At 57.5% G+C, this 14228-nt stretch carries 14 protein-coding genes and 1 pseudogene; 5 read left to right on the top strand and 10 right to left on the bottom strand.

Annotation, left to right across the window (positions count from 1 at the left end; genetic code table 11):
- Positions 1–74 precede the first annotated feature (74 nt).
- Positions 75–1277 (top strand): ammonium transporter, encoded by a 1203-nt coding sequence (locus tag ACWFUC_RS08135; RefSeq protein WP_489624615.1) that lies wholly within the window; start codon positions 75–77, stop codon positions 1275–1277.
- A gap of 152 nt (positions 1278–1429) precedes the next feature.
- On the opposite strand, the gene ACWFUC_RS08130 is transcribed toward ACWFUC_RS08135, so the two are convergent.
- A protein-coding gene (locus ACWFUC_RS08130; RefSeq protein ID WP_489624614.1) for an IS3 family transposase occupies positions 1430–2790 on the bottom strand; the annotation gives its coding sequence in 2 pieces (ribosomal slippage) (positions 1430–2307 and positions 2307–2790; 1362 coding nt in all).
- A gap of 281 nt (positions 2791–3071) precedes the next feature.
- Here ACWFUC_RS08130 and ACWFUC_RS08125 point away from each other — a divergent pair.
- On the top strand, positions 3072–3827 hold the full coding sequence (locus tag ACWFUC_RS08125) for a hypothetical protein (RefSeq protein WP_489624596.1): 756 nt from the start codon (positions 3072–3074) through the stop codon (positions 3825–3827).
- A gap of 87 nt (positions 3828–3914) precedes the next feature.
- Here the strand turns inward: ACWFUC_RS08125 and ACWFUC_RS08120 are convergent.
- From ACWFUC_RS08120 to ACWFUC_RS08095, 6 genes and pseudogenes are all read right to left on the bottom strand, one after another.
- Positions 3915–4016 (bottom strand): annotated as a pseudogene (locus ACWFUC_RS08120) (methionine synthase); the annotation flags it as partial.
- Positions 4017–4298: 282 nt separating this feature from the next.
- Positions 4299–6194, bottom strand: a complete 1896-nt coding sequence (locus tag ACWFUC_RS08115) for a hypothetical protein (protein ID WP_489624595.1) — start codon at positions 6192–6194, stop codon at positions 4299–4301.
- Positions 6195–6196: 2 nt separating this feature from the next.
- Positions 6197–6592, bottom strand: a complete 396-nt coding sequence (locus tag ACWFUC_RS08110; protein ID WP_489624594.1) for a GtrA family protein — start codon at positions 6590–6592, stop codon at positions 6197–6199.
- Positions 6586–7542: a glycosyltransferase family 2 protein gene (locus ACWFUC_RS08105; RefSeq protein ID WP_489624593.1), complete on the bottom strand. Its 957-nt coding sequence runs from the start codon at positions 7540–7542 to the stop codon at positions 6586–6588. Before ACWFUC_RS08105 ends, ACWFUC_RS08110 begins: the two co-directional genes overlap by 7 nt.
- Positions 7543–7942: 400 nt before the next feature.
- Positions 7943–9082, bottom strand: coding sequence for an MFS transporter (locus ACWFUC_RS08100; RefSeq protein ID WP_489624592.1), 1140 nt, complete (start codon positions 9080–9082; stop codon positions 7943–7945).
- A 47-nt stretch (positions 9083–9129) separates the two neighbouring features.
- The gene (locus ACWFUC_RS08095) at positions 9130–9495 is read right to left on the bottom strand and encodes a RidA family protein (protein WP_489624591.1); all 366 of its coding nucleotides are present in this window, start codon (positions 9493–9495) and stop codon (positions 9130–9132) included.
- Positions 9496–9602: 107 nt separating this feature from the next.
- Between ACWFUC_RS08095 and ACWFUC_RS08090 the strand changes: the two genes are divergently transcribed.
- Positions 9603–10421: a TrmB family transcriptional regulator gene (locus tag ACWFUC_RS08090; RefSeq protein ID WP_489624590.1), complete on the top strand. Its 819-nt coding sequence runs from the start codon at positions 9603–9605 to the stop codon at positions 10419–10421.
- Positions 10422–10494: 73 nt separating this feature from the next.
- Here the strand turns inward: ACWFUC_RS08090 and ACWFUC_RS08085 are convergent, their stop codons facing one another.
- The 3 genes from ACWFUC_RS08085 to ACWFUC_RS08075 form a co-directional block, all read right to left on the bottom strand.
- Positions 10495–11523 (bottom strand): methionine synthase, encoded by a 1029-nt coding sequence (locus ACWFUC_RS08085; RefSeq protein WP_489624589.1) that lies wholly within the window; start codon positions 11521–11523, stop codon positions 10495–10497.
- Between the two features lie 26 nt (positions 11524–11549).
- Positions 11550–12533 (bottom strand): DUF1852 domain-containing protein, encoded by a 984-nt coding sequence (locus ACWFUC_RS08080; protein ID WP_134135544.1) that lies wholly within the window; start codon positions 12531–12533, stop codon positions 11550–11552.
- Positions 12534–12833: 300 nt separating this feature from the next.
- Positions 12834–13049, bottom strand: a complete 216-nt coding sequence (locus ACWFUC_RS08075) for a hypothetical protein (RefSeq protein ID WP_489624586.1) — start codon at positions 13047–13049, stop codon at positions 12834–12836.
- On the opposite strand from ACWFUC_RS08075, the gene ACWFUC_RS08070 reads away from it, so the two are divergent.
- Both ACWFUC_RS08070 and ACWFUC_RS08065 read left to right on the top strand, forming a co-directional pair.
- Positions 13048–13356, top strand: a complete 309-nt coding sequence (locus tag ACWFUC_RS08070) for a hypothetical protein (protein WP_489624585.1) — start codon at positions 13048–13050, stop codon at positions 13354–13356. The two genes, ACWFUC_RS08075 and ACWFUC_RS08070, sit on opposite strands and share 2 nt — an antisense overlap.
- A gap of 158 nt (positions 13357–13514) precedes the next feature.
- Positions 13515–14213 (top strand): GAF domain-containing protein, encoded by a 699-nt coding sequence (locus ACWFUC_RS08065; protein ID WP_416037160.1) that lies wholly within the window; start codon positions 13515–13517, stop codon positions 14211–14213.
- Positions 14214–14228 lie beyond the last annotated feature (15 nt).

The raw sequence follows: 14228 nt of genomic DNA, 5'->3' as shown, positions 1-14228 counted from the left end.
ACCAAAATGGAACGGAAATTGCTTTAGTCGTGGCTTTCACGCATTTCCTTGCACACTTTTTGGGAGATTTTCTGGTGGACGATCACAAAAACGGCGCAGACGCCCTCTTCATTTTGCTGGGGGCGATCATGATCCTGGCCATGCATGCCGGCTTTGCCTTCCTGGAACTGGGGACTGTGCGCAAGAAGAACCAGGTCAATGCCCTGGTGAAGATCCTGGCCGACTTTGCTGTATCGACTATCGTCTACTTCTTTATCGGCTATTACGTGGCGTATGGCGTGAGCTTCTTTGCCGGTGCCGAAACGCTGGCCGAGCGCAGCGGTTTCGAGCTGGTGAAATTCTTCTTCCTGCTGACCTTCGCGGCGGCCATCCCGGCGATCATCTCGGGCGGCATTGCCGAGCGTTCCAAATTCAATCCGCAGCTGATCGCCACGGCGGTGCTGGTGGGTCTGGTCTATCCCTTCTTCGAAGGTATCGCGTGGAACCAGCACCTGGGCGTGCAAGCCTGGATGGCGGCCACCTTCGGCGCCGAGTTCCATGACTTCGCCGGCTCCATCGTGGTCCACGCGGTGGGTGGCTGGATCGCGCTGCCGGCGGTCCTGCTGCTGGGCGCACGCCGTGGCCGCTACAGCAAGGAAGGCGCGGTGGCGGCGCATCCGCCCTCCAACATTCCTTTCCTGGCCTTGGGTGCGTGGATTCTGACGGTGGGCTGGTTCGGCTTCAACGTGATGAGCGCGCAGACCTTGGACAAGATGAATGGCCTGGTCGCCATGAATTCGCTCATGGCCATGGCCGGCGGCACGCTGGTGGCGCTGCTGATGGGCCGCAACGATCCCGGCTTCGCCTACAATGGCCCGCTGGCCGGCCTGGTGGCGGTGTGCGCGGGCTCGGACCTGATGCATCCGCTGGGTGCACTGGTTACCGGCGGCATTGCGGGGGCGATTTTCGTGTGGATGTTCACCCGCACCCAGAACAAGTGGAAGATCGACGATGTGCTGGGCGTGTGGCCGCTGCATGGCTTGTGCGGCCTGTGGGGCGGACTGGCGGCCGGCATCTTCGGCTTGCAGGCACTGGGCGGACGCGGTGGCGTGTCGTTCATGTCGCAGCTCATCGGCAGCATCATGGGAATCGCCATTGCGGCAGCGGGCGGATGGATCGTCTATGGCTTGCTGAAGAAGGCTGTCGGGATACGGCTGGATCCGGAGCAGGAATTTGAAGGAGCGGATCTGGCCATTCACAAGATTTCTTCTACGGCGGAGAGGGAGACCAGTTGGTAAGACGGTGACAAGCAACAATGAAATCTGGCGAGCCCATTCGAATCGATCGGACTCCTCGGGACTGAAATAAAACTACCATCACCAAAGCGTCGACGCTTTTGAAAAGGCCACCATTTGAACTGACCCCATAAAGTTGGACGGTCATTAGCCGGTTAAGGCCCAGAGGACTGAGTTCTGTATTGCACGGGACTCAGTCCTTTTAATTTGGTCTTGATGCGGTGATGGTTATAGTAATGGATGTACTTGCGGATCTCGGTCTGCAACTGGTCAATACAAGAGAATCTGTGCAAGTAAAAGCACTCCGATTTGAGTGTGCCGAAGAAGCTTTCCATGGCCGCGTTGTCCAGGCAATTTCCCCTTCTCGACATACTCTGTGTGATGCCAGTTTCCGCCAAGGTACGCCGATAAGCATGCATCTGGTACTGCCACCCCTGATCGGAATGAAGCATCGGCCGGGTTACTCCCTTTAAGGTTGCTATGGCTTTCTTGAGCATGCTCTTGACCAGATGAAACTGCGGTGAACGGCTTGTCTGATACGCCACGATCTCGCCGTTGTACAGGTCCATGACGGGCGAGAGATAGAGCTTTTCCCCGCTGACGTTGAACTCCGTCACATCCGTTACCCATTTTTCCCCGAATCGCTCCGCCTTGAATTGCCGTTGGAGTACGTTCGCTACACTGACATGGCCAGGGCCGCGATACGAGCGGTATTTCTTCGGCCTCACTAGCGATTTCAAACCAAGTTGGAGCATCAGGCGCTGAACGGTTTTGTGGTTGATCACTTCGCCAGCTTTTCTTAATGTGGTCGTAATCCGCCGATAGCCGTATCGGCCTTTGTGGAGCTCATAAACCTTGCAGATGTGGGTCTTCACGGCAGCGTACTTATCGTCGGCTGCCTGCGCCCGGACTTGGTAATAGAAGGTGCTGCGTGCCAATCCTGTAATTCTCAACAGAATCGACAGCTTGTGATGTGGCCTCAATTCCTGCACTAGTCGCGCTACTTTTGCGCAGCTGCTTGCTTTGCTTGAATCAAGGCCTTCCGCTTTTTTAGGTAGTCCACCTCCGCGCGCAGATACTCGATTTCATCGAGTAAATCTTGCCGCGTACGTGCATCCTCGGCTTTGGTCTTGAGTGGATTAGGGGGAATTTTAGGCTTCATCATCTTTGGGCGTCCTCTCGGCTTGGGTTTCAATCCATCCAAGCCATGCTCATGATACAGACGCTCCCACCGGCTGACCGTGCTTACTCCCCGAAGATTGAACATCGCCTCTACCTCCCGGTAGGACAAGCCTTCCTTCTTCATTCGTTTCAATACCGAAAGCTTGAATTCGGCGCTGTAATACTCGTGCTTCTTGTTCAGGCCATTGAGACCATGGTGCCGGTACCTCTGCACCCAGCGGTGTACAGTTGCATGATCAATTCCGAATTCTTTACCCGCCGCTCTGGCGCTTTTGCCGCCCTTCAAGCAGCGCCTGACCACTTCATATTTAAACTTCGTGTCGTACTTCGCCATGAAAAACACCCCAAAGGTTGGATCGGTGTCCAACTTTTGGGGTGCAGTTCACATTCGGTGGCCTTTTCATATGGAAAATCGATTGCAGCCAGGCCCCATCTTCCTCTCTCAAGGAGTGGTCAATGCACCGATCCGAATGAGAATGATCAGTCAGTGACTTGAAAGCCAGAGGCCGTATGATCGCTGCAGCTGTTTTGCCATCACAGCACTATCAATGCATTGACCGCATACATCTGCGCGACACCAATTGCACAACAACAACGACCTCACGAGGATACTCGATGATAAAAACCCGTCCCATCATCGGCTATTTTGCTGCCAGCGCATCTCTGCTGTGCGCCAGTGCCAGTTACGCCCGAACTGCCGATGCGCCATCGTTGCAGGAGGGTGATGCCTGGGTCTATCAAGCCACCGAAGAACAAAACACGGCAGGCATACTCGGCTCTACCACCAAGAAATGGGACGTCGCCATTGTCCGTTCCGGCAGCAAGACCATGGTCATTTCCGCCAAGGCGGAAGACTCCAATCTACCACCCAAGGAATTGTTGCGCAATGCCGACTGGGCCGTAGTGCAAAACATCAATGGCAAGAATACCGTTACCAATCGTCCCTATGATTTCCCGCTCAAACCGGGCAAGACCTGGAAAGTGGAATACGATACCGCCAACCCTGATGCACGCACGAAGGTGCAGCACATCACCAAAAATTACACGGTCTTGGGCTGGGTCGATATCAAAGTACCGGCTGGTACCTACCATGCAATCAAAGTGGAAATGGAAGGCGAATGGAGCAAGGAATTCAATCCGACTGCCGCCGTCGCCACTTCCACCGTCACCAGCAGCCAGGCTGGTTCAGTGGCCATTTCCGCCAGCCGAAACGCCAGCACGCAACAGTCGGCCAGCGGCAGAATGTACGACGCGTTCTGGTATGTTCCCGAACTCAAAACTCACGTCAAGTTGATTACCGAAAACTACCAGGCTGGCGGTGCCTTGAATAAACGCGTGACCGAAGAGTTGGCAGCATCACCAGTACATTGATCTGCTCGCGCAAATTTCAGGCATCCAACTCCCTGCGCACCATCTCCGCCCCAGCCCTCAACGCACTGAGCTTGCCGCAGATGAGTTCAATAGATGCATCGGCTCGCACGCGTTGTGGCATTCCAGCGAGACGATGTCGATGTTCGATGCTTGCAGCTCGGGGAGGGCCTCCTCATACTGCCGCTTCTCCATTTGCCCTGCTCTCCGTTGCTGATTGGTGGCGGTCATCCAGTCACGGCCCCCTATTCCGTCCTCCTGAGACCAGGCACACCTGTTTCAGGCTCTTTTTTGCTTTGCAGTTTTGAGCGCTTAGACACGCGCTTCCCCCTTCAGCACAAGAACAAAAGCGGCTCGCAGAAATGCACGCCGCTTTGTGGCGTTCCCTGGATCAAGTCGGTACGGCTTATCGCGGAGGGGTTTTCGATCTCCAAGACAATGCTTGGACAATTATGCCCAAGCACCAGCACTGCCTCATTGTCCAGCGGGCCGGGAAGCGACATTGAGCGGCAATACCGGACAGTACTGATATAGACGCTTTCCGCCTCCCAGACCCGCCGAGTAAGTCACGCACGACTCTGCCTGCAGCGTCAGCCCGTAAGGCTGCAGAGCCTGCTTGGCTTTCTCCTGCTCCAGCTTATTGGCAGCATCGATATTGATCTCTTCCCCCGTTAGTACCACTCGACAAAGAAGTCCCGCCTCGCTCGGTGTTGCCGCTATAACGCTAGCGCGCAAACGAGTGTTTTGAGCGACCCATTTCAGGAGAGCACATCCAGATTCGCTGTTGACCAGTCCGATTTGTGCCGCGATATGATTGACGCGATCAGACCGTTCCTTCAATTCATCAGTGATCCCTTGGAAAACGGCAAACGTCTGTCGCTCCGGATAACGCGTCATCTCCGAAACGAGCTTGGGAAAGGCTGGGCCTCTCGGGAAATTTCCTACAATCTGCGTGAATGAGACCTCCTTGGGAAAGCCGAGTGCCAACCATGACCATGGCGGGTCTCCTTCGGTGATCACCACCGTTGTACGCGCCGGATCTGCAATGGGGGGGACCTCGATATGTACTCCCTGCTCCCCCCATGGCTCATAGCCCCAGGTCTTGATGCCCCCAAGAAGCACAACCATCACCGCGCATCCGAGCAACCAAATGGCAGCGGTACGCGCGCGGAGATAAGGCAGCAGCTGACGCAGCAGCAAGAACACCACCAGAGGTGCGATAAGTTCTATTGGCACCAGATAGCGGTAGATCCCGAACAGCTTGGTCCATAAAGCGAATCCCAGCACTACAACCCACAGCAGATATCTGGCGGGCCAGTTGAGAGAGGGCAACGACCGGCCACGCCAGAGCCACTTGAAGGCCAACAGTATGAACAGTCCATAGACAAGAGCCCAGATGATCTGGCGCACTGCCACCTGGCCTGTATTGCGGGAATCCCATGAAATGATGAAGGGCCACAGAATTTGACGCCAAAAGCCTTGGGGTATCCACTTGACGTCCGCGACACTCATGGAGGTCGCCAAGGAATTGGGGAAGATGCTGCCGAATTGAGGAAACAGGGGATTACCGAACGTGTGCCACATCACGTAGAACCAGTATCCGGACGTCAGCGCCAAGCCGCATAACACGCCGATGCCGAACACGAAAGCAACTGCCAGTCGTCTGAACGCGCTCCCCGGCAGACTCAGCAGGCCAGCACAGAAGGCGACCGCATAGATGCCATTGGTGAGTTTCAACCCCATGCCGGCACCCACCAGGACACCCGCCGCCATCAGGATTGCATACGATGACCTGCTGGCCGTAGAGATGCGATCCTGCTGATGAACGATGAGCGACAACGAGGCCAGGCAAAACAACGCGGTCATATTGTCCCCCATCGAGTTGCCCAACTCCGACAGGAAATTGACCGTCAAGCAGCCCGCCACGGCCAAAAGCAGCGGAACACGATGGATATCTTTATCTGGCAGATCCGGCAAAACCTTGCGGCAAATACCGAAAACCAGCACAAAATTCAAACCATGCAGGGCCCCCATGAGGAATGACAGCAGCCAGCCAGGCAGATGCAGCACGCCAAAGTAATACGGAATATCGAGAACTGGATTGAAGAAGTTCTGAAACCCGCCAGGGGCAAAGTCGATACTCAGTTTGCCGTTGAGCAGAGCATGTACGTTGTAAAGGTGATAGTTGTACAGATCCCAGCTTGCGTCAGTGCCGCGCGTCATGGACCAGACACCGAACAGAAGAGGCATCAGCCATGCCGCACGGATGCACGCTTGAGGAGTATTGAGATCAATGCTGGCAATCCGCTTTGCAAAATCCCGCAAGCTGGAACGAGTACGGTGCTTACCTTCGGACGGACGCATCATCATTTTTATTCAGATCTGAAAACCCAGAATTTGGAAAAGAAGAAATTCCACAGCATCGCCATTCCAGTGCCAACCGCGACACCAAGCAATGGTGTCCAGCTACGCACTGGAGCGAAGTGCATCGTTGCGGCATAGGCAGAAAAATTGATCGCACCGCCGAGCATCATGGCCCAGCAATAGCGCCACCATTCCTGCCACAGCGAGCGCGGCACCTGATCGCCATAGTTGAAAGTGATTTTGCGGTTGATCTGCCAAGTCACGAATACGGCAGAGAAAAATGACATCGCTCGCCCCAGGTAGAGCCCTGCGCCGAGCGAAGTGGCCAGATAGAGTACACCCGCGTCAACGACGAATCCGAGTGCCCCCGCCATCGCAAAACGCATGAACTGGCGGCTCAGCACCTTGCGTCGGTTCCTTCTTCCCGGGGCCCTGGAATGGACAGGTAAGAAAAGCGCTTGGCCTCGGTCCGGCCGTGGGTGACGGTATCGAGCACGATGCCACACACAAGCATGATGGCACCGAACAAGACCAGTGCCGCGCATAACAGGGCGGTGGGAAGACGCGGGACCAGGCCAGTGGTGAAATAAGTCTCGAAGATCGGAGTCGCCAAGCCGATGGACAAGGCGATGCAGACAAAGAAGGCGATGGAAAAAGCCGGCAGGGGCTTCTCTGTCTTGAACAGCGACAAGATCATGTACAGAATGCGAATGCCGTCCCGGTAGGTATTGAGCTTGCTGACCGAGCCCTCTGGCCGCGCCTTGTAGTTAGTGGGAACTTCCAGGACTGGCATACGTAGCTCCAGCGCATGCACGGTAAGTTCGGTCTCGATCTCGAAACCCATCGAATGCGCCGGAAAGGACTTCACATAGCGGCGGGAAAAGACCCGATAGCCGGATAGCATATCCTTGAAAGTCTGGCCGAAAATGACGCCCACGCATTGGGTCAACAGAACATTACCAAAACGGTGGCCCGCACGATACGCGGCATGTTCTTGCGTCTGGCGCATCCCCACGACCATGTCCAGGCAATTATCGGCCAGCAATTTAACCAGCTCCGGAGCCTGCGCGGCATCGTAGGTATCGTCGCCGTCCACCATGACATAGATATCAGCCTCGACATCGGCAAACATCCGGCGGATAACGCTGCCCTTGCCCTGATAGGGTACCTCACGAACGATCGCGCCTGCCGCTCGGGCAACTTCGATGGTTCTGTCACGGGAGTTATTGTCAAAAACGTAAATCCGCGCTCCAGGCAAAGCACGTGAGAAATCTTTAATGACAGCTTCAATCGTGGCTTCTTCGTCGTAGCACGGAATGATTACAGCGACATGCGTATAGCGCGGATCAGACATGGTGAGGGAAAGGGGACGCCACTTGGGCTATGGTCGAAATGTGCGAAAGTATAGCGGAGATTGGCATTTGTACTTTGGCGATTTGAATTGACGAATCGTCTATTTCGTATCGCTATCGTTTATCCACCACCGTCAGAGCACGGAATAGAAGACCGCTTCTGGCCGTCAGGAAACCTTAAACTCGAAGCCCCTGATCCGCCTCACGGAATTCAGCTTGCTTGATCAGCTTCCTTCGTTGTGACGCAGATTTTAGGCGCTGAAGAATGACAGACTTCATTGTTGATTTTCAGCAGTCATTGCCAACAAAGGCGGTCCTGACTCAAGACACCCGCATACCTCGTCGCCACCGCGACATCGGATGAAGAGCAGCCGCCCAGATCCATACGCACCAGCCAGCCGTTCACCCGGCGCGGGGGAACGTACGCAAACACGCGCTGACCACTGCAGCTGCAGCTACTACAAACGCTGCCAACATAACGGTGGCCTGCCAACCGCCGCGCAGTGCGAGGCTCCCCGCGATGGCCGTTCCCGCTGCGCCAGCACCGTAATAGAAGAACAGATACGCAGAATTCAGAACCCCGGAGCGCAAGGGATCAATGGCAACGACGCCAGCCTGATTGGCCACTTGCGCGGCAAAACATCCCGCGTCGAAAATGGCCAGCGCCACCAGCGTGGCCGGCACATGATCAAGAACGACGCCCAAGGTGCTCGCCGCAAGTGATGCACAAAGCAGACCGCAGACCATCACGCGGCAATTCCCGAACCGGTCTGCCAGCCCGCCGGCAATCCGCGTCATGACAAGACCCGTCAGTCCGGCGAGACTGTAGAGTCCGATGCTCGCGGCATTCAGATGATAGGGGGGCGCGGCCAGACGCACGACCAGGCCCACCCAGATCAGATTGAAAGCAAAAAAACATAGCATCCCGGCGCAGATGCGCAGCCGCAGTTCCCTCGATTGCCGCAGCAGGGATGGCAACGCACGCAACGTCGAAAAGTATCCGATGTGACCAACTGGCCGCTGTGCCGGCAGCAGCGGGAAAACGCAAAGACCGCACACGGCCGTCAAGGCCGCCAATACCAGCAGCGCACCGCGCCAGCCAAGCCACTGCACGAGCAAGCCGCCGATGAATCGACTCAGCAATATCCCTGCGGAGATGCCAGCGGAAATCGCCGCCATGCTCAGTGCGCGGCGAGATGCATCGGCCAGCTTGCCGACAATGGCGCTGCTTTGCGCTGCCACCGTGGTGGTGGCGCCGATCAGAACAAAACATCCAATCAGGGCATCCGGGCTCGCTGCCCGCGCAGCAAGCGCCAGAGACAGTGCCAGCGCAAGGAACTGCCCGGGGATCAGGACGCGCGGACTCAGCCTGTCCACCAATGGCACCAGCAGCACCAGGCCAATCAGATAGCCGGCAATGGCGCCCGATATCACCGTGGTCAGCGACGCCACCACCACGCCGAAATCAGCGGCAATCTCAGGCAGCGCCGGTTGCATCGCATAGTTGCTCGCAATGGCGCTGCCCGCTGCGACCGCGAGCATGAAGAGCGCGCGCCCCGCAAGACGGCGATCCTGTCCGGCGCACGTCGTCACTTGACCGTCCTGACGGCAATGGCTTCCACCTCCACCAGAATCGCATCGTCGACGAACGGCAATGCATGCACCAGGGAGAACGCCGGCCGGATATCCCCGTAGACCTCGCCATGGGCACGGGCTGCGTCTTGCCAGTGCTCAAAGTCCGCAACCACCAGCCGGCTCTGCGCCACATCCGACAGCGCAAAGCCGTGCTCAGTGAGCACCTTCTCGATGGTGGCCAGCGCCTCCTTCGTCTGCGTGTAGGCATCCGGACCTTGTCCGGCCGTGCCTGAAATGAAGATCGTATCGTTCACGATCACCGCCCGGGAGTAGCCGACCTTGGACTCCCAGGGGGAGCCGGTGCTGACAAGTTGACGCATGCGGACTTTCCTTTCATGTGATTTTTAACTACTTGAGTAGTAGTTATATAAATCGTATACTACTGCAGTAGTTAGTCAATCCCTGCAAAGAGAAAAATGAGTCGCGCATGACCATAGAAAATGAATTGATCGCTTCCATGACCCGGCTGGGATTCACCCAGTACGAGGCCCAGGCTTATACCGCATTGGTGGGTCAGGCCGCACTCACCGGAGCCGAGGTGAGCCGACGGGCGTCGATGCCGCCCTCCAAGGTTTACGAAACGCTGGCCCGCCTGGAAACAAGGGGTGCGGTACTGGTGAATCGATCCGAGCCTGTGCGTTACAGTGCCGTGCCGCATGCGGCGTTGCTGGAAGAGCTGCGCACCCGCTTCGAGGCTGACCTGGAAGCGGCGGCATCGGCGCTGGATCAACTACCGGTGGAAGAAGAAGCCGGACTGGTCTGGTCGCTGAGCGGAAGGAAAGTGATCGTGCAGGCCTTTGCGCGCGCGATTTCAGGCGCGCAACACACCCTGTTTGCGGGGATCTGGGATGAAGAGCTCGACGAGCTCGGACCGCTGCTGGAAGAAGCCAGTGCGCGCGGTATCGAGACCCATGTCGCGATTTATGGCGACCGCACGCTGGACGGCCCTCACACCTACGACCTGGCCGAATGCGGTGCGAGTGCCAGGCTGCGGCTATCCGGCCGTCGCCTGGCCGTGGTGGTGGCCGATGATGCAGCGGCCGTAGTGGCGGAGCTGGGTGACTCCACCGCGGATCAGGCGACCCTGACTACCAATCCGGTCATCGCGCTGCTGGCCGTGGAATACATCAAAGCCGATGTCAGCGGTCGGCTGATGATCAATGCGATGTCGCCGGCGACCTACAAAAAATTGCTGGCCACGCCGGCAATGCGCGCCATGCTTGCACCTGTCGATCCGAGAGACTGAAACGGACGTGATGTACGGAAACAGCAAGCGGCCTCAACCATGGGTCGCACTTCGCGACCTGGTTTGAACGGCATCAGGTCACCAACTCCCTGCGCACCATCTCCGCCCCCGCCCTCAACGCACTGAGCTTGCCGCGCGCCACTTCACGCGGCAAGGGTGCCATCCCGCAATTGGTACTCGGATACAGCTTGTCCGCCGCCACGAACTGCAAAGCCCGACGCAAGGTCGCCGCCACTTCTTCCGGCGTCTCGACCGCGTGATTGGCCACGTCGATGGCACCGACCATCACCTTCTTGCCGCGAATCAGTTCAATCAGGTCCATCGGCACGCGCGCGTTGTGGCATTCCAGCGAGACAATGTCGATGTTGGAAGCCTGCAGCTTGGGGAACGTCTCCTCATACTGCCGCCACTCCGACCCCAGCGTCTTCTTCCAGTCGGTATTGGCCTTGATCCCGTAGCCATAGCAGATGTGCACGGCAGTCTCGCACTTGAGTCCTTCGATGGCACGCTCCAGCGCAGCTACGCCCCAGTCGTTGACCTCATCGAAGAAGACATTGAAGGCCGGTTCATCGAACTGGATGATGTCCACCCCCGCCGCCTCCAGCTCGCGCGCTTCCTGGTTGAGGATCGTGGCGAATTCCCAGGCCAGTTTTTCGCGGCTCTTGTAGTGATTGTCGTAGAGCGTGTCGATCATCGTCATGGGGCCGGGCAGCGCCCACTTGATCGGCTGCTCGGTCTGGCTGCGCAGGAAGCGCGCATCCTCCACGAACACCGGCTTCTGGCGCGATACCGCACCCACCACCGTGGGCACACTGGCGTCATAGCGATTGCGGATGCGTACCGTCTCGCGCTTTGCAAAATCCACGCCGTCGAGATGCTCGATGAAGGTGGTCACGAAATGCTGGCGCGTCTGCTCGCCATCACTGACGATGTCGATGCCGGCATGCTGCTGCTCCTGCAGCGACAGGCGCAGCGCATCGCGCTTGGCTTCCTGCAGTTCATCGCCCTGCAGTTTCCAGGGCGACCAGAGTTTCTCGGGCTCGGCCAGCCAGACGGGTTTCGGCAGGCTGCCAGCGGTGGAGGTGGGCAATAATTTTTTCACGGTGGAGAACCTTGCAGGTGGAGAGTTCAATGAGCGCCGGCACGCGACCATTGTTCGAGTACGGCGCGATACGGCTTGATGAAATGTTCTTCGGCGAAGCGGCCCTGCTGGACCGCCAGACGGCTGCGCTCCTCGCGGTCATAGACGATGCGCGTGACGGAATAGTCCTCATGCTGCAGGCTGGGCCGGTAAGTCTTGCCGGCTGCCGAATTGGCGTTGTAGATCTCGGGGCGATAGATCTTCTGGAAAGTCTCCATCGTGCTGATGGTGCCGATCAGTTCCAGGTTCGTGTAGTCACGCAGCAGGTCGCCGCTGAAGTAGAAGGCCAGCGGCGCGGCACTGTCGGGGGGCATGAAGTAGCGCACCGTCAGGCCCATCTTGGCGAAGTAGGCGTCGGTCAGCGAGCTTTCGTTTTGCAGGTACTCCACACCCAGCACCGGATGCAGGTTCTCCGTGCGCTCATAGGTCTTGCTGCTGGCCACGCTGAGGCAGATCACCGGTGGCTTGCTGAAGTGCTGGCGGTAGGCGGGAGAAGCGACGAAGCGCTTGAACAGGTTGCCATGCAGTTCGCCGAAATGATCGGGTACGCTGAAGGCGGACTGCTGCTTCGTGTGCTCCAGCAGCACCACGCTGAAATCGTAATCGCGCACATAGGAAGAAAAATTGTTGCCGACGATGCCCTCGATGCGCTCACCCGTGTGGTGATCCACGATGTTGGTCTTGAGCACCTCGATCAGCGGCAGCGCCTGTGCTGTGTCCTGTCCCGCCATCCCCATTTCCACGGAGATGATGTCCAGCTCCACTGCGTAGCGGTCGGCCTTGGGATTGTCCCAGTGTGCCAGCGCATTGAAGCGGTTGTTGATCATGCGGAAGGTATTGCGCAGGTTCTCCCGGCGCTGCGCGCCCCGCGCCAGGTTGGCGAAGTTGGTCGTAATGCGCGTGTTGTCGCCGGGACGATAGTCCTCGTCGAAACAGATGCTCTTGATGGCAAATGAGAAGTCGTTGCTCATGATGTGTCTGCGCCCCTTTGCGGAAATCGAATCTGCAAGGCACGCGCCAATGATGAAGGCGGCGTGCGCAGCAGACTCGATGCGGTCAATGTTCAGGCTGGATTCTATGTCGCCGCATCCATGAATAAAAATGATTTGATCTCATCAATCAATGAGATTCACTCATACATCATTCTTCGCTGCGGCGCGCACAGGCAAAAAAAAGCCCCGCTCCTTGCGGAGCAGGGCTAACACCTTCTCGGGGGGATGAGAAGGCGGGACAGCGTTCCGGCACCGAAGGCGTGCCGGAGCAGTTGCGTTCTATGACCTGCCAGCCGTGGGCAACTGGCCGAAAAAGTCGGCCATGTTGCCTTCGGTCCAATCCTTCACCAGTTCGCCGTCGCACCACACCCGATAGGCATAGAGCCGATGCTCGTGAAGCCCGCCCAGCGTGCGGCTTTCAATCACGTAGGTCTGGTCGCCCACATTCATTTTCATCCGATGAGAAGCCGGGGCTACCCCTTTTTGCTTGCCCATGATCCATCCCGTCTCTTTCCAACGCTTTGCCACCGCTCCCTTCCCAGCCGTCCTGCCAGCCCCCCAAGGCTTGACGCAGGTCAGCTTCCGGGCAGAAGGCTGGCGCTTGTCCGACATGTTTTCGCAAGGGGCACTACAATGCCCGCTTGGCATGAATGTCACCCAAGATGACGCGGCGCAACACATTCCCGCCAAACAAGAATGTCGCCACCACAAGGAACACGTAAGCTCCTCTGACTACAGTATGAATCTCTGTTTATTTCATATTTTGCACACAGCAGATCCCGCAGAAAGTGAAAAATACTAAAGAATCTATGATTCGTTGCATTTCTGCCATCCGCAAAAATATTAAATATGTGAAATATACAAATCTTACACCTGAACAGCTATACTTTTACAAGGATCAATCAAATGGGTCGAGCAGTACCATCTGATGACAAGGAGATGCCTCCTGGCGACCCGGCGATGACTTCGAGAGAAGCCGCCCGTCTGCTGGGGGTATCGATCACGACCGCCCAGATGTGGATGGAAAGCGGCATGCTGGCCTCCTGGAAAACCCCGGGCGGCCATCGGCGTACCCGGCTGAGTTCGGTCATGACCCTGCTCGGCCATCGTGAAGTGAAACAACCCGAGCCCACTGCCGGTCACGCTGGGCCACAGATCGAGGTTCCTTATCCGGTCAGCCCGAACGAGCCAGAACGTGCGCGCTTTGTTGAACAGACAATGGAAGACACACATTCCGAGGCCCGCTTTCATCGCCTGACATGGCTCGCCAGCGAACTGCTGGACGTACCCATTGCCCTGGTCACCTTCCTGACCACGGAGCTGCAGATCTTCCGTGCGGCACATGGCCTGAACATCACGTCCACGCCGCGCTCGTGGGCCTTCTGCAATTACGCCGTGATGCAGGAAGACATCTTCACCGTCTCCGACGCCACCAAGGACGCGCGCTTCGTCAACAATCCCATGGTCACCGGAGCGCCCTTCATCCGCTTCTATGCCGGCATCCGCCTGATGTACCAGGGCCGCGCGTTTGGCTCGCTGTGCGTAATCGATACCGAACCGCGCATCCTGCGCGCCCACGAACGACAGGCCCTGGAAGAACTGGCCGCTCTGGCCACCGACATCCTGTCGCTGCAACTGCTGGAAGCGAACCGGCAGTAATCCCCCGAGCAGCGC

It is taken from the genome of Herbaspirillum sp. Her4 (assembly GCF_057961335.1).
This window is presented reverse-complemented; position numbering and strand designations above follow the sequence as displayed.

What these genes read in the sequence shown, in the direction of transcription:
- ACWFUC_RS08125 (WP_489624596.1), top strand. Translation starts at nt 3,072, where the DNA reads ATGATAAAAACCCGTCCCATCATCGGCTATTTTGCTGCCAGCGCATCT.
- ACWFUC_RS08115 (WP_489624595.1), bottom strand. Translation starts at nt 6,194, where the DNA reads ATGATGATGCGTCCGTCCGAAGGTAAGCACCGTACTCGTTCCAGCTTG.
- ACWFUC_RS08105 (WP_489624593.1), bottom strand. Translation starts at nt 7,542, where the DNA reads ATGTCTGATCCGCGCTATACGCATGTCGCTGTAATCATTCCGTGCTAC.
- ACWFUC_RS08100 (WP_489624592.1), bottom strand. Translation starts at nt 9,082, where the DNA reads ATGCTCGCGGTCGCAGCGGGCAGCGCCATTGCGAGCAACTATGCGATG.
- ACWFUC_RS08095 (WP_489624591.1), bottom strand. Translation starts at nt 9,495, where the DNA reads ATGCGTCAACTTGTCAGCACCGGCTCCCCCTGGGAGTCCAAGGTCGGC.
- ACWFUC_RS08090 (WP_489624590.1), top strand. Translation starts at nt 9,603, where the DNA reads ATGACCATAGAAAATGAATTGATCGCTTCCATGACCCGGCTGGGATTC.
- ACWFUC_RS08080 (WP_134135544.1), bottom strand. Translation starts at nt 12,533, where the DNA reads ATGAGCAACGACTTCTCATTTGCCATCAAGAGCATCTGTTTCGACGAG.
- ACWFUC_RS08070 (WP_489624585.1), top strand. Translation starts at nt 13,048, where the DNA reads ATGATCCATCCCGTCTCTTTCCAACGCTTTGCCACCGCTCCCTTCCCA.
- ACWFUC_RS08075 (WP_489624586.1), bottom strand. Translation starts at nt 13,049, where the DNA reads ATGGGCAAGCAAAAAGGGGTAGCCCCGGCTTCTCATCGGATGAAAATG.
- ACWFUC_RS08065 (WP_416037160.1), top strand. Translation starts at nt 13,515, where the DNA reads ATGACTTCGAGAGAAGCCGCCCGTCTGCTGGGGGTATCGATCACGACC.